The 19,731-nt window shown below is 62.4% G+C and carries 16 protein-coding genes; 3 read left to right on the forward strand and 13 right to left on the reverse strand.

Annotation, left to right across the window (positions count from 1 at the left end; all coding sequences use genetic code 11):
- Positions 1–34 precede the first annotated feature (34 nt).
- Positions 35–2,071, forward strand: coding sequence for an ATP-binding protein (locus U9R80_RS22630; RefSeq protein ID WP_301840277.1), 2,037 nt, complete (start codon positions 35–37; stop codon positions 2,069–2,071).
- Positions 2,072–2,073: 2 nt separating this feature from the next.
- Entirely contained in the window at positions 2,074–2,634 is a 561-nt protein-coding gene (locus U9R80_RS22635) for a cob(I)yrinic acid a,c-diamide adenosyltransferase (RefSeq protein ID WP_301840276.1), read from the forward strand.
- A 60-nt stretch (positions 2,635–2,694) separates the two neighbouring features.
- On the opposite strand, the gene U9R80_RS22640 is transcribed toward U9R80_RS22635, so the two are convergent.
- The 4 genes from U9R80_RS22640 to secA all read right to left on the reverse strand — a co-directional run bounded on the left by U9R80_RS22640 (position 2,695) and on the right by secA (position 8,415).
- The gene (locus U9R80_RS22640) at positions 2,695–3,639 is read right to left on the reverse strand and encodes a Nudix family hydrolase (RefSeq protein ID WP_301840275.1); all 945 of its coding nucleotides are present in this window, start codon (positions 3,637–3,639) and stop codon (positions 2,695–2,697) included.
- Positions 3,636–4,268, reverse strand: coding sequence for a glutathione S-transferase family protein (locus tag U9R80_RS22645; protein ID WP_301840273.1), 633 nt, complete (start codon positions 4,266–4,268; stop codon positions 3,636–3,638). Before U9R80_RS22645 ends, U9R80_RS22640 begins: the two co-directional genes overlap by 4 nt.
- 66 nt (positions 4,269–4,334) lie before the next feature.
- Positions 4,335–5,552 carry a bifunctional glutamate N-acetyltransferase/amino-acid acetyltransferase ArgJ gene (argJ, locus tag U9R80_RS22650; RefSeq protein ID WP_301840272.1) on the reverse strand — a complete coding sequence of 406 codons (1,218 nt, stop codon included), beginning with the start codon at positions 5,550–5,552 and terminating at the stop codon, positions 4,335–4,337.
- Positions 5,553–5,679: 127 nt separating this feature from the next.
- Complete coding sequence (gene secA / locus U9R80_RS22655; protein ID WP_301840271.1) at positions 5,680–8,415, reverse strand: preprotein translocase subunit SecA; 2,736 nt, start codon at positions 8,413–8,415, stop codon at positions 5,680–5,682.
- 283 nt (positions 8,416–8,698) lie between these two features.
- On the opposite strand from secA, the gene U9R80_RS22660 reads away from it, so the two are divergent.
- The gene (locus U9R80_RS22660) at positions 8,699–9,160 is read left to right on the forward strand and encodes a DUF721 domain-containing protein (RefSeq protein WP_301840269.1); all 462 of its coding nucleotides are present in this window, start codon (positions 8,699–8,701) and stop codon (positions 9,158–9,160) included.
- 123 nt (positions 9,161–9,283) lie between these two features.
- On the opposite strand, the gene lpxC is transcribed toward U9R80_RS22660, so the two are convergent.
- From lpxC to murD, 9 genes are all read right to left on the reverse strand, one after another.
- Entirely contained in the window at positions 9,284–10,195 is a 912-nt protein-coding gene (lpxC, locus tag U9R80_RS22665; RefSeq protein ID WP_028943297.1) for a UDP-3-O-acyl-N-acetylglucosamine deacetylase, read from the reverse strand.
- 112 nt (positions 10,196–10,307) lie between these two features.
- Complete coding sequence (gene ftsZ / locus U9R80_RS22670) at positions 10,308–11,498, reverse strand: cell division protein FtsZ (protein ID WP_301840268.1); 1,191 nt, start codon at positions 11,496–11,498, stop codon at positions 10,308–10,310.
- Between the two features lie 57 nt (positions 11,499–11,555).
- Positions 11,556–12,809 carry a cell division protein FtsA gene (gene ftsA, locus U9R80_RS22675; RefSeq protein ID WP_301840266.1) on the reverse strand — a complete coding sequence of 418 codons (1,254 nt, stop codon included), beginning with the start codon at positions 12,807–12,809 and terminating at the stop codon, positions 11,556–11,558.
- 14 nt (positions 12,810–12,823) lie between these two features.
- Complete coding sequence (locus tag U9R80_RS22680; protein WP_301840265.1) at positions 12,824–13,693, reverse strand: cell division protein FtsQ/DivIB; 870 nt, start codon at positions 13,691–13,693, stop codon at positions 12,824–12,826.
- A gap of 4 nt (positions 13,694–13,697) precedes the next feature.
- Positions 13,698–14,657 carry a D-alanine--D-alanine ligase gene (locus U9R80_RS22685; RefSeq protein ID WP_301840264.1) on the reverse strand — a complete coding sequence of 320 codons (960 nt, stop codon included), beginning with the start codon at positions 14,655–14,657 and terminating at the stop codon, positions 13,698–13,700.
- A complete protein-coding gene (murC, locus tag U9R80_RS22690) occupies positions 14,654–16,108 on the reverse strand; it encodes a UDP-N-acetylmuramate--L-alanine ligase (protein ID WP_301840263.1) in 1,455 nt (484 codons plus the stop codon). Before murC ends, U9R80_RS22685 begins: the two co-directional genes overlap by 4 nt.
- Positions 16,101–17,180: an undecaprenyldiphospho-muramoylpentapeptide beta-N-acetylglucosaminyltransferase gene (gene murG, locus U9R80_RS22695; RefSeq protein WP_301840262.1), complete on the reverse strand. Its 1,080-nt coding sequence runs from the start codon at positions 17,178–17,180 to the stop codon at positions 16,101–16,103. The genes murC and murG overlap by 8 nt, the downstream gene beginning before the upstream one ends.
- Positions 17,170–18,384 carry a putative lipid II flippase FtsW gene (gene ftsW / locus U9R80_RS22700; protein ID WP_028943290.1) on the reverse strand — a complete coding sequence of 405 codons (1,215 nt, stop codon included), beginning with the start codon at positions 18,382–18,384 and terminating at the stop codon, positions 17,170–17,172. Before ftsW ends, murG begins: the two co-directional genes overlap by 11 nt.
- Entirely contained in the window at positions 18,381–19,727 is a 1,347-nt protein-coding gene (gene murD / locus U9R80_RS22705) for a UDP-N-acetylmuramoyl-L-alanine--D-glutamate ligase (protein ID WP_301840260.1), read from the reverse strand. The genes ftsW and murD overlap by 4 nt, the downstream gene beginning before the upstream one ends.
- Between the last annotated feature and the right edge of the window lie 4 nt (positions 19,728–19,731).

Below are 19,731 nucleotides of genomic sequence, written 5' to 3' on the forward strand. Positions count from 1 at the left end.
CCCCTTCACCTACACACCGGGATCTCGCTTACACATGACGCTGCGCGAACGCCTGGAAAACCTGCCGGTCGGCCAGAAATTGCTGGCTGCCCTGCTGGTATTGCTGATCACCATCCTGTTGGTGGCCAACCTGACCTTCATCAGCGCCGCCTACTGGATCTCCCAGGAAAGCATGGCGCCCCAGGCCCTGCAGACCATCGGGCGGCTGGTGGCCAATCCGCAACTGGCCACGCAGGCGGTGGATTCGCCCGAGTCGGCCAAGGCCCTGCTCAAGGAACTCGACAGCTATACCCCGCTGCGCGCTGCCGCGGTGTATGGCAGTGACGGCAAATTGCTCGCCCAATTGCAGCACGGCGAAGTCCTGCCCTTGCCCAAGCGCTACCGCAACATAGAGAACTGGCGCCTGACCGAGTTCCGCAGCACCCAGCTGACCAAGCTGCCACGCCCCGGCGGCCCGCCTGGCTACCTGCTGCTGGTGGCCAGCAGCGAATTGCCCGTGGCCTTCTATACCGGCACCCTCACCGCGAGCCTGGGCATCCTGGTGTTCAGTATCCTGCTGTGGATGATTATCGCCCGGCAGATCAAGCGGCTGATTACCCAACCGATCTACCAGCTCGAAGAACTGTCGCGCCAGGTCACCCGCGAGGAGGACTACGCCCTGCGTGCCAAGCGCGGCAATGACGACGAGATCGGCAGCCTGGCCGAAGCCTTCAACACCATGCTTTCGCGCATCGAAGCCCGCGAACAACAGCTCAAGCGCACCCGCGACGAATTCCAGCAGGCCTATGACCAGGCCCAGGGCCTGGCCGAAGAGACCCGCCATACCAACCGCAAGCTGGAGCTGGAAGTTCAGGTCCGCAGCAAGATCGAGAAGAAGCTCACCGGCTTTCAGAACTACCTCAACAGCATCATCGACTCCATGCCATCGGCGTTGATCGCCCTGGATGAGCAGCTGTATGTCACCCAGTGGAACCAGGAAGCCAGCGCCCTGTCCGGCACGCCCCTGGACGAAGCGTTGAACCAGCCGATTTTCCTCGCGTTCGAGCCGCTCAAGCCATTCTTGCCGCAACTCAAGGACAGCGTCGAAAAGCACCGGGTGGAAAAGATCGAACGAGTCACCTGGACCAAAGGCGACGACGCCCGACATTACGCCCTGACCTTCTACCCGCTGATGGGTGGCGGCGGCCGCGGCGTGGTGATTCGTATCGACGACATCACCCAGCGCCTTTCGCTGGAAGAAATGATGGTGCAGTCGGAGAAGATGCTCTCGGTCGGCGGCCTGGCTGCCGGTATGGCGCATGAGATCAACAACCCGCTGGGGGCGATCCTGCACAACGTACAGAACATCCGTCGGCGCTTGTCGCCAGACCTTGCGAAAAACATGGAGCAAGCCGACGAGATCGGCATCGACCTGCCCACCGTCAACCGCTACCTGGACAGCCGTGAAGTCCCGCAATTACTTGACGGTATCCAGCAGGCCGGCGCACGCGCGGCCAAAATCGTTACCCACATGCTCAGCTTCAGCCGGCGCAGCAATCGCCAGCTGGCGCCCTGCGACCTGCCAGCCTTGATCGACCAGGCCGTGGAGATTGCCGGCAATGATTTCGACCTGACCATCGGCTTCGACTTCAAGGGCCAGGCCATCGTCCGCCAGTTCGATCCCAACCTGGGCCCCGTCCCCTGCACTGCCAACGAGCTTGAGCAGGTCCTGCTCAATCTGCTGAAAAACGCAGCCCAGGCCATTCACTTGCGCGAAGACGACAGCGAACCGGGGCGCATCACCCTGCGCACTCGCCTCAATCCGCCCTGGGCGGAAATCCAGGTGGAGGACAACGGCGTCGGCATGCCTGAAGCGGTCCGCAAGCGCACGTTCGAGCCGTTCTTTACCACCAAGGAAATCGGCCAGGGCACAGGCCTTGGGCTGTCGGTCTCGTACTTCATCATCACCAACAACCACAAGGGCCAGATGGAAGTGCAGTCGGCGCCGGGCCAAGGCACCTGCTTCACCTTGCGCCTGCCACTGGCCAACAGCCCGGCCCCAGCGGCCGAGCCTCACAAGACGGAGTCATGAACATGGGTTTTCGATTGTCGAAGATCTACACCCGCACCGGCGACAAAGGCGAAACCGGCCTGGGCGATGGTCGACGGGTGCCCAAGGATCATCCAAGGATCGAAGCCATTGGCGAGGTCGACAGCCTCAACAGCCAGCTGGGCCTGCTACTGGCCGGGCTGACTGAACAGGGGCTGGAGGAAGTCATCGAGGTATTGGCACCTTGCCAGCACCGTCTGTTCGACCTGGGTGGCGAGCTGGCGATGCCCAGCTACCAGGCGCTGAATGCGGCGGAAGTGGAGCGCCTGGAGGCGGCAATTGACCGCTGGAATGAAGAGCTGGGGCCACTGGAGAACTTTATCCTGCCCAGTGGATCGGCGTTGATTGCCCATGCGCACGTTTGCCGCAGCCTGGCGCGCAGTGCCGAGCGGCGTTGCCAGCAGTTGAACAGCGTCGAGCCTTTGGCCGGTGTGGGGTTGGCCTATATCAACCGGCTGTCGGATTTGCTGTTTGTGGCCGCACGGTTGATTGGGCGGCGCCAAGGGGTGGCTGAGGTGCTTTGGGTGGCTGCGGCGAAGCCTTGATAAATTTCGCGGGGCGAGCCCGCTCCTACCGTAGGAGCGGGCTTGCCCCGCGATTAGTTCTCAAACCTCAGGCCAGAACGCCCGGATACCCGCAACACCCTGGGCACCATGCTGCCAGGCCTTCTCCCGCTCGGCAGCACCCACACCGCCAAGCAGATACACCGGCTTGCTGAAGCCCGCGATCAGTTGCTGCGCCTGTTCCCAGCCCAGCGGCTGGGCATCAGGGTGCGTCTGGGTCGCCTGCACCGGCGACAGGGTGACGAAGTCCACGCCCATCTGCTCGGCCAGGTCCAGCTCCTCGGCGTTGTGGCAAGACGCCGCCAGCCAGCGCTCTTTCGGAAACGGCCGGCCCTTACTCGCATACTTGCGCAACTGCTCGGAGGTCAGGTGCCAGCCGGCAGCCGGGAAATCACCCAACCACTCCAACGGCCCCTTGAGCATGAGTTGCGCCTTGCCTGCACACAAACCCACCGCATCTACCGCCACATCGCGATACTTGGGGTCGTACATGTTCGGGGCGCGCAATTGCACCAGCTTGATCCCGCCGGCAATGGCCTTCTGGATGCCGCGCAGCATCTGCGGCACTTCCAGGCCATCCGGGGTAATCAGGTACTCACCCGGCAGCCGTGCTGCCGCGACGATCGGCTGGTTCGCCTCGGGGAAGTCGTACTGCGGCAATTCACGGGCCGTCACCCAGGCCAGCGGCTGGCCTTCGGCGCCATGGGGTTCACCGCTGAAGCCGCTGACTTCCCAGACATCCAGCAACACCTGTTTGTCCGGGTAGTCATGCTTGATCTTGATCAGCGGCCGGGCGGCGCTGACGACGATACCCAGCTCTTCATTCAGCTCGCGGGCCAGGGCGACTTCGACTGCTTCGCCCTCCTCCACCTTGCCCCCAGGAAACTCCCACAAGCCCCCCTGGTGCTGGCTATCGGCGCGGCGGGCAATCAGGATACGACCGTCAACACCCCGGATTACCGCAGCCGCTACATGTACACGTTTCACCCTTCACGCTCCGCCAGGCCAGCTTTCTGCCAAGCCTGGAAGGCTGGCCAGTTGTAGATTGTCTCGATGTAGGCCGCCGCCTCAGCCGGCACCTCTACCCGATACGTGCGCAGGCGCACGGCGACCGGTGCAAAGAAGGCGTCTGCCAGGCTTGGCGTGCCGAACAGGAATGGACCGGCTTGCTTGGCGGCCAGGCGGCATTCGGACCACAGCGCGACGATGCGGTCGATGTCGACCTGTACATCCAGCGGCATGTTCTCCAGCGCTTCATCGCGAGACAGGTCGAACGGCATGTTGCCGCGCAAGGCGAAGAAGCCGCTGTGCATCTGCGCGCAGGCGGAACGTGCCTGGGCGCGGGCGCCGATATCGGTCGGCCACAGATTGGCTTCGGGGTGACGCTCGGCCAGGTACTCGGCGATGGCCAGCGAATCGGCAATCACGCCATGCTCGCACTTGAGCAGCGGCACCTTGGCGGTGGGCGAATGCTCGAGCAGGCGCGCGCGGGTATCTGGCTGATTGAGTTTGATCAGGGTTTCTTCGTAGTCAGCGCCGGCCAGTTCAAGGGCCAGGGCGCCGCGCAGCGACCAGGAGGAATACAGCTTGTCGCCGATGATCAGGTGGTAGCTCATGGTTCGGCTCCTTGCGCGGGGCAAGCCCGCTCCTAGACGTAGGAGCGGGCTTGCCCCGCGATGATGTCAGGTACGGTACTCGGCGTTGATTTTCACGTACTCGTGGGACAGGTCGGTGGTCCAGATGGTTTCGCTGCACTGGCCACGGCCCAGCTCGATACGGATGGTGATTTCTTCTTCAGCCATCACTGCCGAGCCCTGGGCTTCAGTGTAGGTGGCACTGCGACCGCCCTTGCTGGCGATGCAGACATCACCCAGGTACACGTCGATCAGGCTGACGTCCAGGTCCGGCACACCGGCACGGCCGACTGCGGCCAGGATCCGGCCCCAGTTAGGGTCAGAGGCAAACAGCGCGGTCTTGATCAGTGGCGAGTGAGCCACGGCGTAGCCAACATCCAGGCATTCCTGGTGGTTGCCGCCGCCATTGACTTCGACGGTGACGAACTTGGTCGCACCCTCGCCATCACGGACGATGGCCTGGGCCACCTCCATGCACACCTCGAACACCGCCTTTTTCAGCGCCTCGAACAGCGGGCCGCGGGCTTCGGTGACTTCGGCGACAGCGGCCTTGCCGGTAGCGATCAGCATGCAGCAGTCGTTGGTCGAGGTATCGCCATCAATGGTGATGCGGTTGAACGACTTGTTGGCACCGTCGAGCATCAGGTCCTTGAGCACATGCGGCGCGACCTTGGCGTCGGTGGCAATGTAGCCGAGCATGGTGGCCATGTTCGGACGGATCATCCCGGCGCCTTTGCTGATGCCGGTAACGGTGATGGTCACGCCTTCGTGCTGGAACTGACGGCTGGCACCCTTGGGCAGGGTGTCGGTGGTCATGATGCCGGTGGCGGCCTCGGCCCAGTGGTTTTCCGACAGATTGTCGAGGGCGGCCTGCAGGGCGCCTTCGATCTTCTCGACCGGCAGCGGCTCGCCGATCACACCGGTGGAGAACGGCAGCACCGCACTGGCATCGACGCCGGTCAGCTCAGCCAGCTTGGCACAGGTGCGCTCGGCGGCGGCCAATCCCGGTGCACCGGTGCCGGCGTTGGCATTGCCGGTGTTGGTCAGCAGGTAGCGAACAGTACCCTGCACGCGCTGCTTGGCCAGGATCACGGGGGCGGCGCAGAACGCGTTGAGGGTGAACACACCGGCAACGCTGGAGCCTTCGGCACAGCGCATGACCACTACGTCCTTGCGCCCCGGGCGCTTGATACCCGCAGAGGCGATGCCGAGTTCAAAACCTGGAACCGGGTGCAACGTTGGCAAAGGACCAAGACCAACAGCCATGTAAGCGCTCCTAGAAAAAAATACACCGGGCCGATGATGCCGGTGCTTGAGATGGAACAACGCCGCGACGGTTCAAGACCGGTCGCGGCGCGGTGTTCATGAATCAGCGTACTGCCGGGCAGATGACTTAGTTGATCTGGCCGTGGCAGTGCTTGAACTTCTTGCCCGAACCACACCAGCACAGCTCGTTGCGGCCCAGCTTCTGCTCGTTGCGCACCGGGGCAGCGGCGACGGCGACTTCAGCGCCTTCTTCCTGCTCCTGGACTTGCTCCAGACCCGGTGCTGCAGCGTGCTGGAACTGCATGCGCGATGCCAGCTCTTCGGCTTCGCGGCGCAGGCGGGCTTCTTCTTCGACCGGATCTTCGCGACGAACCTGAACATGGGAGAGCACGCGGATGGTGTCGCGCTTGATCGAATCGAGCAGCTCCTGGAACAGGCTGAACGACTCGCGCTTGTACTCCTGCTTGGGGTTCTTCTGGGCGTAGCCACGCAGGTGGATACCGTGACGCAGGTGATCCATGGTCGACAGATGGTCTTTCCACAAATCGTCCACTACACGCAGCAGGATCTGCTTCTCGAAGGTACGCAGGGCTTCGGCGCTGGCCTGCTCTTCCTTCTCGTTGTAGGCCGCCAGCAACTCTTCCATCAGCTTCGCGCGAAGGGTTTCTTCGTACAGGTGATCGTCTTCGTCGAGCCACTGCTGGATCGGCAGCTTGACGCCGAAATCGCTGGCCAGGGCCGCTTCCAGGCCAGCCACGTCCCACTGCTCGGGCAGCGATTGCGGCGGGATGTGCTGGGAAACGGTGGCGTCGAGCACTTCCTGGCGGAATTCGGCGATGGTGTCGCCAATGTTGTCGGCTGCCAGCAGGCTGTTACGCATGTGGTAGATGACTTTACGTTGCTCGTTGGCCACGTCGTCGAATTCGAGCAGTTGCTTACGAATGTCGAAGTTACGGCCTTCGACCTTGCGCTGGGCCTTCTCGATGGCATTGGTGACCATGCGGTGCTCGATGGCTTCGCCGGACTGCATGCCCAGGGCCTTCATGAAGTTCTTCACCCGGTCAGAGGCGAAGATGCGCATCAGGCTGTCTTCCAGCGACAGGTAGAAGCGGCTGGAACCCGGGTCGCCCTGACGGCCGGAACGACCGCGCAGCTGGTTGTCGATACGACGCGATTCGTGACGCTCGGAGGCGATCACGTGCAGGCCGCCGGACTCGATCACCTGCTGGTGACGCTTCTGCCAGTCGGCCTTGACCTGGGCGATCTGCTCAGGCGTCGGGTTCTCCATGGCAGCGACTTCGACTTCCCAGTTACCGCCCAGGAGGATGTCGGTACCACGACCGGCCATGTTGGTGGCGATGGTCAGCGCGCCCGGACGACCGGCCTGGGCAATGATCTCGGCTTCTTTTTCGTGGTACTTGGCGTTCAGTACCTTGTGATCGATGCCTTCCTTCTGAAGCAGGTTGGACATGTGCTCGGACGTTTCGATGGTGGCAGTACCCACCAGCACCGGACGGCCCTGGGCCATGCTTTCCTTGATGTCGGCGATGATCGCGGCGTACTTCTCGTCGGCGGTCAGGTAGACCAGGTCGTTGAAGTCCTTACGCGCCAGCGGCTTGTTCGGCGGGATGACCATAACGTTGAGGTTATAGATCTGGGCGAACTCGAAGGCTTCGGTGTCAGCGGTACCGGTCATGCCGGACAGCTTGTTGTACAGACGGAAGTAGTTCTGGAAGGTGGTCGAGGCCAGGGTCTGGCTCTCGGCCTGGATATTGAGGTTTTCCTTCGCCTCGATGGCCTGGTGCAGGCCTTCGGACAAGCGGCGGCCGGGCATGGTACGACCGGTGTGCTCGTCGATCAGCAGGACCTGGCCGTCCTGGACGATGTACTCGACGTTGCGGTGGAACAGCTTGTGCGCGCGCAGGCCGGCGTAAACGTGGGTCAGCAGACCCAGGTTGTGCGCCGAGTAGAGGCTCTCGCCTTCGGCCAGCAGGCCGACCTGGGCAAGCATCTCTTCGATGAACTGGTGACCGGCTTCGTTGAGCTCGACCTGGCGGCTCTTCTCGTCGATCTTGTAGTGGCCCTCTTGGGTCACTTCGCCTTCCACTTCCTCGATGTGCTGCTTGAGGCGCGGGATCAGCTTGTTGATCTCGATGTAGAGCTTGGAGCTGTCTTCGGCCTGGCCGGAGATGATCAGCGGGGTCCGCGCTTCGTCGATCAGGATGGAGTCGACTTCGTCGATCACGGCGAAATTCAGCTCACGCTGGAATTTCTCTTCCATGCTGAACGCCATGTTGTCGCGCAGGTAGTCGAAACCGAATTCGTTGTTGGTGCCGTAGGTGATGTCGGCCGCATAGGCAGCGCGCTTCTCTTCTGGCGGCTGGAACGGCGTGACGACGCCGACGGTCAGGCCGAGGAATTCATACAGTGGACGCATCCAGTTGGCGTCACGGCGGGCCAGGTAATCGTTGACCGTAACCACGTGCACACCCTTGCCCGACAAGGCATTGAGGTATACGCCCAAGGTTGCGACCAAGGTCTTGCCTTCACCGGTGCGCATTTCTGCGATCATGCCTTCGTGCAAGGTCATGCCGCCGATCAGCTGCACATCAAAGTGACGCATGCCCATGACCCGCTTGCCCGCTTCACGGGCTACCGCAAAGGCTTCAGGCAACAGCTGGTCGAGGGTTTCGCCTTTGGCCAGGCGCTCTTTGAACGCAGCGGTCTTGGCCCGCAGCTGCTCATCAGAGAGAGCCACCATCTGCTCTTCGAAGGCATTGACGATCTGTACCGTCTTGAGCATGCGTTTGACTTCACGCTCGTTCTTGCTTCCAAAAAGTTTTTTTAACAAAGGCGCAAACATATTGGCAGGATCTTCCACACGTAGGGATGGAGGGCGGCCCCGTGAGTCGCCCGTGCAGCCCTTATGGCCGCATGCGAACGAGCATTCTACCCGGAAACGATGGTGAGGAAAGTGGTGGATTTCCACGATGCTGGCACAGCGCTTTGACGGGGCTTTTTTACAATAAGGGCTTTTTTGACAACTTCAACCCATTGGCTACATGAAGTTTTCAACCGGCACCCGGGCACGGCGCTTGCCAGGGGATCTGATAAGATGCCTGTTCTGTAACTTCAGGTGTATCCCCATGGCTTTTCGCCCCTTGCCGGCACGCGCCCCAGCCGTTCTGCTGCGCGAAGCACGGCCGCTCAAAGCCCTGTTCAGCCAGGCCCAGCGCCTGGCGCAACTGCAAAAGCTGCTCGACAGCCAATTGCAACCGGCTGCCCGCGAACACTGCCATATCGCCTCCTGGCGCGAAGGCACGCTGCTGCTGATTGTCACCGACGGCCACTGGGCTACCCGCCTGCGCTACCAGCAAAAACGCCTGCAACGCCAGCTGCAGACGCTGGACGTGTTCGCGAGCCTGACCCGCATCCTGTTCAAGGTACAACCGCCGACCACCCAGAGCCGCGCTGCGGGGCACACTGCCGACCTCTCTACCCGCGCCGCCGAAAGCATCCAAGCCACCGCCGAAGGAATCAGTGATCCGAAGCTGCGGGCGGCGCTGGAGCGTCTGGCCAGCCATGCGCGCGACAAGAGCGCTGACTGACACCGTGGGAGCGGGCTTGCCCCGCGATAACTGTGGGATCGCAATCGCGGGGCAAGCCCGCTCCAACAGGCATAAAAAAGGCCACCCGAAGGTGGCCTTAATCACTAGAGAGAGTGCTCGAACTTACACTGCCGCAACCGGACGCATGTAAGAGATCGGTGCCGTACTGGCATCTTCGAATGTCACCACTTCCCAGGCATCAGTTTCCTCGATCAGCTTGCGCAGCAGCTGGTTGTTCAGCGCGTGTCCGGACTTGTAGCCCTTGAACTCGCCAATCAGGCTGTTGCCCAGCAGGTAGAGGTCGCCGATGGCGTCGAGGATCTTGTGCTTGACGAATTCGTCTTCGTAACGAAGGCCGTCTTCATTGAGCACGCCGTCCTTGTCGACCACGATGGCGTTTTCCACGCTGCCGCCGAGCGCGAGGTTGTGCTTGCGCAGGTACTCGATATCGCTCATGAACCCGAAGGTCCGGGCGCGGCTGACTTCCTTCACGAACGAGGTGCTGGAAAAGTCCACGCTGGCACTTTGGGTCCGGTTACGGAACACCGGGTGATCGAAGTCGATCTCGAAACTCACCTTGAATCCGTCGAACGGCAGGAAAGTAGCGCGCTTGTCGCCGTCTTCCACTGTCACTTCGCGCAGGATGCGGATGAATTTCTTGGCTGCGTCCTGTTCTTCCAGGCCGGCAGATTGAATCAGGAATACAAAGGGCCCAGCGCTACCGTCCATGATTGGCACTTCGGACGCGGAGAGCTCGACGTAGGCGTTATCGATGCCCAGGCCAGCCATGGCCGAGAGCAAGTGCTCCACCGTGTCTACCTTGGTATCGCCATTGACCAGAGTCGTCGACATGGTCGTCTCGCCGACATTCGCCGCGCGGGCAGGAATTTCCACCACGGGGTCGAGGTCGGCACGGCGAAATACGATGCCGGTATCCACAGGTGCGGGTTTGAGGGTCAGGTAAACCTTTTCCCCGGAGTGCAGGCCGACACCTGTGGCACGGATAATATTTTTCAGGGTGCGTTGTTTAATCATGGCATTGGCCGCTTCAGCGCAAATTGCGAACTGGTATCAACAAAGGCTGGGGATAATACCAGACCCGGCCTTTGCTGAACACCAATCACCCTTATACTCCTGATAAATTCCATCAATCGGCCTGACGACGCAGGAACGCTGGAATGTCCAGGTAATCCAGATCGTCTTGCGGATTGAGCTTGGCAGCGGCGGCTGCACCCGCGTGCGCCTGGTTGCGCATCACGGTCGGACGCTCCAGGTCACGGTAGTTCACCGACGGTTGCTCCTGACGCACAGGCGCAGGTGCTGCGGTCTGCATGGCGACAGTCTGCATGGTGTTGTCGATGACCTTGACCGGCTTCTCGATCTTCGCGCCCAGACCGGTGGCAACCACAGTCACGTGCAACTCGTCGCGCATGTCCGGATCGATAACGGTACCGACCTTGACCATGGCGTGATCGGAAGCGAAGGCTTCGATGATGCTACCGACGTCCGAGTACTCACCCAGCGACAGGTCAGGACCTGCGGTGATGTTGACCAGGATACCGCGAGCACCCTGCAGGTTGACGTCTTCGAGCAGCGGGTTGCGGATGGCTGCCTCGGTCGCTTCACGTGCACGGTTCGGACCGCTGGCGCAGCCAGTGCCCATCATGGCCATACCCATTTCGCTCATCACGGTGCGAACGTCGGCGAAGTCGACGTTGATCATGCCCGGACGCTTGATGATGTCGGAGATACCGCGAACGGCACCGGCCAGTACGTCGTCAGCCTTGGCGAAAGCGGACAGCAGGCTTGCATCCTTGCCCAGGATGGTCAGCAGCTTCTCGTTCGGAATGGTGATCAGCGAGTCAACGCTCTCTGCCAGCGAGCGGATGCCTTCATCGGCGATCTGCATGCGCTTGCGGCCCTCGAACGGGAACGGACGGGTCACCACCGCAACGGTGAGGATGCCCAGTTCCTTGGCCACTTCGGCGATGATCGGTGCAGCACCGGTACCGGTACCGCCACCCATGCCAGTGGTGATGAACACCATGTTGGTGCCCTGCAGCACTTCAGCGATGCGCTCGCGGTCTTCCAGGGCGGCCTGACGACCGACTTCCGGATTGGCGCCAGCACCCAGGCCCTTGGTCACGCCGGTGCCCAGTTGCAGGATGGTGCGTGCGCCGATGTTTTTCAGCGCCTGAGCATCGGTGTTGGCGCAGATGAACTCAACGCCTTCGATGTTGCTCTTGACCATGTGATTGACGGCGTTGCCACCGCCGCCACCGACGCCGATCACTTTGATGACCGGACTTTGCGGGACGTTGTCTACGAGCTCGAACATTTTCCCTCTCCTTACTGTTCTCTAGTTTTTGCGCCTACTACTACTGCTTTGAAACTTTTAAAAGTTGCCTTTGACCCAGCGAGTGAAACGCTCGAACGCTGGTGCCTTGGGTTCATCGCCATAGTTGCTGCTGCTGTTGCCGGTCAGGGTCACGCCGTCGGACTGCTTTTGCAGGCCGTAGGTCAGAAGGCCCACGCCGGTGGAATAAATCGGGTTACGCACGACGTCGCTCAGACCCCGAACGCTATGCGGTACGCCCAGGCGTACCGGCATGTGGAAAATCTCTTCGGCCAGCTCTACCGCACCTTCCATCTTCGAGGTACCGCCGGTCAGGACGATGCCAGCAGGCACCAGGTCCTCGTAGCCGCTGCGACGCAGTTCGGCCTGGATCAGGGTGAACAGCTCGTCGTAACGCGGCTCGACCACCTCGGCCAGGGCCTGGCGCGACAGCTCGCGCGGCGGACGATCGCCAACGCTCGGCACCTTGATGGTTTCGCCAGCACCGGCCAGTTTGGCCAGGGCGCAGGCGTAGCGGATCTTGATCTCTTCTGCGTACTGGGTCGGGGTGCGCAAGGCCATAGCGATGTCGTTGGTCACCTGGTCGCCGGCAATCGGGATCACGGCGGTGTGGCGGATGGCGCCTTCGGTGAAGATGGCAATGTCGGTGGTACCGCCGCCAATGTCCACCAGGCACACGCCCAGCTCTTTCTCGTCATCGGTCAGTACCGAGTAGGCCGAGGCCAGCTGCTCGAGGATGATGTCGTCGATTTCCAGGCCGCAGCGGCGTACGCACTTCTCGATGTTCTGCGCGGCATTGACGGCGCAGGTAACCACATGGACCTTGGCCTCCAGACGAACGCCCGACATCCCCAGTGGCTCGCGCACGCCTTCCTGGTTGTCGATCACGTAGTCCTGCGGCAGGGTGTGCAGCACGCGCTGGTCGGCCGGAATGGCAACAGCCTGGGCGGCGTCGAGCACACGCTCGAGGTCGGCAGTGCTGACTTCACGGTCGCGAATGGCGACGATGCCGTGGGAGTTCAGGCTGCGGATGTGATTGCCGGCCACACCAACGAAGGCGGAGTGGATCCGGCAGCCGGCCATCAGCTGGGCTTCTTCCACCGCGCGCTGGATCGACTGCACGGTCGACTCGATATTGACCACCACGCCCTTCTTCAGCCCGCGTGACGGGTGGGTGCCGATACCGACGATTTCCAGGGTGCCGTCGGCGGCGACTTCGCCTACCAGCGCCACTACCTTGGAGGTGCCGATATCCAGCCCGACGATCATTTTGCCGCTGTGCGCATTTGCCATGGTCCTGCCTCTCTCTAATTCTTCGCAACGGCGGGTTGGGCCGTCGTCGGTGCAATCGTTTCCCGCCAGCCAACAGCCAGGCCGTTGGCGTAGCGCAGATCGATGCGGGCGATGTTCGTGATCTGTTCTTTGAGTGTCTTGTCGTAAATGGCAATGAAACGGCGCATCTTTTCCACCAGATGATCGCGTCCCAACAGCAGTTCGACACCAGGCCCTGCGCTACCGGCGCCAGTGGTCAGGAACCAGCTGCCGCGTTCACGCAACTCCAGTCGGGCAATCGAAAAGCCCATTGGCCGCAACATCTGGCTCAGTACCTGATACTGCTGCATCACTTGTTGCTGCGCCCGCTGCGGCCCGAACAGCTGCGGCAGGTGCTCATAGTTGGCCAGCTCGCGCGGGGTGAAGGCCTGGCCCTGGTTGTTCAGCAAGGCCTCCTCGCCCCAGCGCGCCACCGGCAACTGTTCTTCCAGGCGGATCACCACTTCGTCCGGCCACACCCGGCGTACCTCGGCATGGGCGATCCAGGGCATCTGCTCCAGTTCTGCGCGCATGCTGGCCAGGTCGACGGTAAAGAAGCTGGCCGCCACATACGGGGCGATTCGCTGCTGCACCGCCTGCTGGCTGATGTAGCTCAGGTCGCCCTGCACGGCAATCTTGGTGATTGGACGGTCGGCATAGGGCATCAGGCGTTGCGCGCCCTCATAGGCGGCAAAACCTGCGGCCACCAACAGCACCGGCCACAGCAGACGCTTGAAGACGCTGAAGTTGGCCTTGGGCAGGCGCGCCGACAGTGGCTCCTTGGCCACCATCCGGCTGGCACCGCGCGGCACCGGCTTGCTACGGCCGGTGGCGGGTTGCTGATGACGTAACATCGCGCCTTGCATGGGCTTAACCTCGCGCCTCGACGCTGGCCGCCAGGATTGCCAGCACCAATTGCTGGAAGTCCAGGCCGGCTGCGCGTGCCGCCATGGGGACCAGGCTGTGATCAGTCATGCCTGGTGCGGTGTTGACTTCGAGCAGCCAGAAACGCCCCTGCTCGTCCTGCATCACGTCCAACCGACCCCAGCCAGCGATACCAACGGCGTCGCAGGCACGGGCGGTGAGGTCGATCAGTTCCTGCTCTTTTTCGGCGCTCAAGCCGCAAGGAATCCGGTACTGGGTATCGGAAGCCAGGTACTTGGCGTCGTAGTCGTAGAACGTATGGGGGGTGCCCAGTGCGATGGGAGGCAAGACCTGCCCACGCAAGGTCGCGATAGTGAACTCCGGACCGTGAATCCATTGTTCGACCAACACTTGCGAATCGTAGGTGGCGGCGTCTTTCCAGGCGGCGATCAATTCGTCGACGCTGGTCACTTTCGCCATACCGATACTGGAACCTTCATGGGCCGGTTTGACGATCAAAGGGAAGCCCAGTTCCGTGCCCGCAGAAATACAGTCGGATTCGCTGCCCAGTACGGCGTGGCGCGGGGTCGGAATACCCAGGCTCTGCCAGACCTGCTTGGTGCGCAGCTTGTCCATGGCCAGGGCCGAGGCCAGGATGCCGCTACCGGTGTAGGGAATGCCCAGGCACTCGAGCAGACCCTGCATGCTGCCATCTTCACCGCCACGGCCGTGGAGGATGATGAAGGCGCGGTCGATCTTCTCGCGCTGCAGGCGATCGAGCAGGTCGTCGCCCACATCGATGGCTACCACGTCGACACCGGCACTGGTCAGCGCCTCGATCACAGCCGCACCGGACTTCAGCGAAACTTCACGCTCAGCGCTCTTGCCGCCATAGAGCACGGCCACGCGACCGAAGTCTTTCACGGGGATGGTCGAATGCAGCTTGTCGTATTGGTTAACAGTCATTTCGACTTCCCCTGACTGGCGACGGCACCAGCGAACAACGGACTCTTGATAAGTTGCGGGGCCAGGCCACCGATATCACCGGCGCCTTGGCACAGCAGGATGTCGCCTGCACGCAGCAGCGGCTTGACCAGCGGCGCCAGCTCGATGCCGCGCTCGATGTAGATCGGGTCGAGCTGACCGCGCTGACGGATGCTGTGGCACAGCTGGCGGCTGTCGGCGCCCGGGATCGGCTCCTCGCCAGCCGGGTAGACCTCCATCAGCAGCAGCACGTTGGCATCGGCCAGGACCTGGACGAAATCGTCATAGAGGTCACGTGTACGGCTGTAGCGGTGCGGCTGGTAGACCATCACCAGGCGCCGCTCAGGCCAGCCACCACGTACGGCCTTGATCACCGCGGCCACTTCGGTCGGGTGATGGCCGTAATCGTCGACCAGCATCACGCTGCCACCGTCCACCGGCAGTTCGCCGTAGACCTGGAAGCGCCGCCCTACCCCTTGGAACCCCGAAAGGCCCTGGACGATGGCTTCATCGCTGATGCCCTCGTCGGTGGCGATTGCAATGGTTGCCAGGGCGTTGAGCACGTTGTGGTTGCCCGGCATGTTGACCGACACATCCAGCGGCTCGCGGTCGCGACGCAACACGGTGAAGTGGGTCTGCATGCCCGACTGACGAACATTGATCGCGCGCACGTCGGCTTCTTCGGTGAAGCCATAGGTGACGGCAGGACGCTTGACCAGCGGCAGGATCTCGCGCACCACCGGGTCGTCCAGGCACATCACGGCCAGGCCGTAGAACGGCAGGTTGTGCAGGAACTCGACAAAGGTCTTCTTCAGCTTGTTGAAGTCGCCTTCATAGGTCGCCATGTGGTCGGCGTCGATGTTGGTGACCACGGCTACCATCGGCTGCAGGTGCAGGAAGCTGGCATCGCTTTCATCGGCTTCAGCGATCAGGTAGCGGCTGGTACCGAGCTGGGCATTGGTGCCAGCTGCATTCAGGCGGCCACCGATAACGAAGGTCGGGTCCAGGCCGCCGGCAGCGAACACCGAGGCCAGCAGGCTGGTGGTAGTGGTCTTGCCGTGGGTACCGGCAACGGCGATGCCGTGGCGGTAGCGCATCAGCTCGGCAAGCATTTCGGCACGCGGCACCACCGGAATACGACGCTCCAGTGCAGTAGCGACTTCCGGGTTGGCCGTGTTGATGGCGCTGGAGACCACCAGCACATCGGCGCTGGCAGCGTTCTCGGCGCGGTGACCGATGAAGATCTGCGCGCCGAAGGATTCCAGCCGCTCGGTAACTGCCGAGGTCTTGAGGTCGGAGCCCGACACCTGGTAACCCAGGTTCAGCAGCACTTCGGCGATCCCGCACATGCCCACACCGCCAATACCGACGAAGTGGATGCGGCGGATACGGCGCATTTCCGGTTGCGGCATGGCTTTCTGACTTTCAACCATGGGCCACCTCCAGACAGATATCGACCACGGTGCGGGTGGCCGCAGGTTTTGCCAGGCGCCGGGCAGTGGCGGCCATGGTGGTGAGTTTTTCCGGTTGCATCAGCACCTCGTTCAGGCGTTCAGCGAGTTCCGCTGCGCCGGTTGTCGCTTGTGGCATCAGGAAGGCAGCGCCTTCACGGGCCAGATAATGGGCGTTATGGGTCTGGTGATCGTCGATGGCATGGGGCAAGGGCACCAGCATCGATGGCAAGCCGGCCGCAGCCAGCTCACTGACGGTCAGCGCGCCGGCGCGGCAGACCACCAGATCGGCCCAGCCATAGGCTTGGGCCATGTCCTTGATAAACGGCTCTACCTGAGCCTCGACTCCAGCCTCGCGGTAGCGCTCGGCGGTAATCTGGTCGTGTTGCTTGCCAGCCTGGTGGAACACCTGCGGACGAATATCCACAGGCACCTTGGCCAGGGCTTGGGGCAGCAATTTGTTCAAAGGTTCCGCGCCCAGGCTTCCGCCCAGTACCAGCAGGCGTGGCTGGCGCGTGCCCAGTGGCTCACGCGGGGTTTCCATGAACAGCTCACTGCGCACCGGGTTGCCGGTGGTGCGCAGTTTGTCCGATGCACTGAAAGTGCCGGGGAAAGCTTCGCAGACTCGGCCGGCCAGTGGCACCAACAGCCGATTGGCGGTACCGGCGCGGGCGTTCTGCTCGTGCACCACTACAGGCACACCGCACAGCCTTGCGGCCACGCCGCCAGGCCCGGTCACATAACCACCAAAGCCGACCACACAGACCGGCTTGAGCTGACGAATGATGCGACGGGCCTGCAGCACCGCCTTGACCAGGGTAAACGGCGCCTTGAGCAGCGACAGCTTGCCCTTGCCCCGCAGACCGGTGACGTTGATCAGGTGCAACGGCAGACCGGCCTGGGGTACCAGCTCGTTCTCGATGCCGCGCGGGGTGCCCAGCCAATGCACGCTGTAACCGCGCGCCTGGAATTCACGGGCGCAGGCCAGGGCCGGGAACACGTGGCCCCCGGTACCGCCCGCCATGATCAGTACGTTCTTGCCGTCAGCGGCCATGATTGGTCTCCTCGGCAAAATCGCTTTCATCAAATTCATGCTCTTCGCTGCCCAGGTGGGTTCGACTCTCCCACTCGATCCGCAGCAACAGCCCCACGCAGGCACAGCAGATCACCAGCGAGCTGCCCCCGTAGCTCAGGAATGGCAGGGTCAGGCCCTTGGTCGGCAGCAGACCGACGTTCACGCCGATGTTGATCAGGAACTGGCCGATCCACAGGAACGCCAGGCCGAAGGCCATGTAGGCGGCAAAGTATTGTTTGGCTTTCTCGGCCCACAGGCCGATGTACAAGGCGCGCACGGTGACGAACACGAACAGCGCGACGGTGACCAGCGAGCCGATCACGCCCAGCTCTTCGGCCAGTACCGAGAACACGAAGTCAGTGTGCGCTTCGGGCAGGTAGAACTGCTTCTGCACGCTGTTGCCCAGGCCGACGCCAAGCCATTCGCCGCGACCGAAGGCAATCAGTGCCTGGGTCAACTGATAGCCGGAACCGAACTGATCCGACCAGGGGTCGGTAAAGGTGATCAGACGCGCCATCCGATAAGGCTGGGCCTGGACCAGGACGAACACCGCCCCTACCGCCAGCACCACCATCAGGCTGAAGCGGAACAACCCGACGCCGCCGAGGAACAACATCGCAGCCGCTGCGCCCATCATTACGACCGTGGCACCGAAGTCCGGCTCCATCAGCAGCAGGCCAGCCATTGGCAGCAACACGATGAACGGCTTGAAGAAGCCCATCCAGCTCTCGCGCACTTCCTGCTGGCGACGCACCAGGTAGCCGGCAAGGTAGATCACCACGAACACCTTGGCGATTTCCGAGGGCTGCACGTTGAAGAAGCTGAAACCGATCCAGCGCATCGAACCGTTCACTTCGCGGCCGATGCCCGGCACCAGTACCAGGACCAGCAGGCCAAACGCACCCACCAGCATGGTGAAGCCCATTTTCTGCCAGGTCGCGATCGGTACCATCATGGTGACGATGCAGGCGAAAACGCCGATGGCCACGTACACCAGGTGACGGAACATGTGATAGAGCGGGTTGCCCGACTGCGCCGCAGCCACTTCCGAGGAAGCCGAGGTGATCATCACCAGGCCAAGGCCCAGCAGCGCCAGGCAGCCGGCGAGCATGGCGAAATCGAGGTCGATGCCACGGCCGCTGATCAGCGGCGACGGATAGGGCTTGATGATGCCGAAGATCATGCCAGCCCTCCTACGGCCTGGGCGAACAGACGCCCACGCTCTTCGAAGTTCTTGAACATGTCGAGGCTGGCGCAGGCTGGCGACAACAGCACCGCGTCGCCTGGCTGGGCCTGTTCGGCGCATTGCTGAACGGCTTCGTCCAGGGTCTTCACGCGGATCAGCGGGACGCTGTCGCCCAGTGCCTCGGCCAGACGTTCGGCGTCACGCCCCAGCAGCACCACAGCGCGGCAATGCGCCGCCACCGGGGCACGCAGGGCACTGAAGTCGGCGCCTTTGCCATCGCCACCGGCGACCAGCACCAGCTTGCCGTCGATATCGGCGCCCAGGCCTTCGATGGCAGCCAGGGCCGCACCGACGTTGGTGGCCTTGGAGTCGTCGTACCAGCTCACGCCGTTACGCTCACGCAGCCACTGGCAACGATGGGCAAGGCCGGCGAAGGTGCGCAGGCTGGAGAGCATGGCGTCCATCGGCAGGCCAACCGCGTGCCCAAGTGCCAGCGCCGCCAGGGCGTTGGACTGGTTGTGTGCGCCGCGGATTTTCAATTCGCGTACCGGCATCAGGTTCTGGAACTCGAACGCCAGGTACTTTTCACCCTTCTCTTCACGCAGGCCGAACGCCTTGAAGTCGGGCGCGTTCAGACCGAAGGTCCACACCGGCTGACCTTCTGCCAGCAACGGGCGGCTCAGGGCGTCCTGACGATTGACCACCACCTGGTGGGCACCCCGGAAGATCCGGTGCTTGGCCAGGTGATAGGCCGGCAAGCCGCTGTAGCGATCCATATGGTCTTCGCTGACATTGAGCACGGTGGCCACTTCAGCATTGAGTTGGTCGGTGGTCTCCAGCTGGAAGCTGGACAGTTCCATCACGTACAACTCGACGTCGTCGTTGAGCAGGTCCAGCGCCGGGGTACCGAGGTTGCCGCCGACAGCCACACGTTTGCCTGCCGCAGCGGCCATCTCGCCTACCAGGGTGGTGACGGTGCTTTTCGCATTCGAGCCGCTGATGGCAATGATCGGCGCCTTAGCGTTACGCGCGAACAGTTCGATGTCACCGGACAGCTTCACGCCACGGGCAGCCGCTTGCTGCAGCGCCGGGGTGGCCAGGGCCAGGCCGGGGCTCACATAGAGTTCGTCGGCACGGCAAAGGAACTCGACGTCCAGCTCGCCACAGCGCACTTCCACCTGCGGGTAATCACGGCGCAGGGTTTCCAGTTCCGGTGGGGTCTCACGGGTGTCGGCGACCGCAAAGGCAACGCCCCGGTTCGCCAGGAAGCGAACCAGGGACATGCCGCTCTTGCCGAGGCCGACAACGATGCGGAAGTGGTCAGAAGCGATCAATGACACGCGT

It is taken from the genome of Pseudomonas sp. JQ170C (assembly GCF_035581345.1).
Lineage (GTDB): Bacteria > Pseudomonadota > Gammaproteobacteria > Pseudomonadales > Pseudomonadaceae > Aquipseudomonas.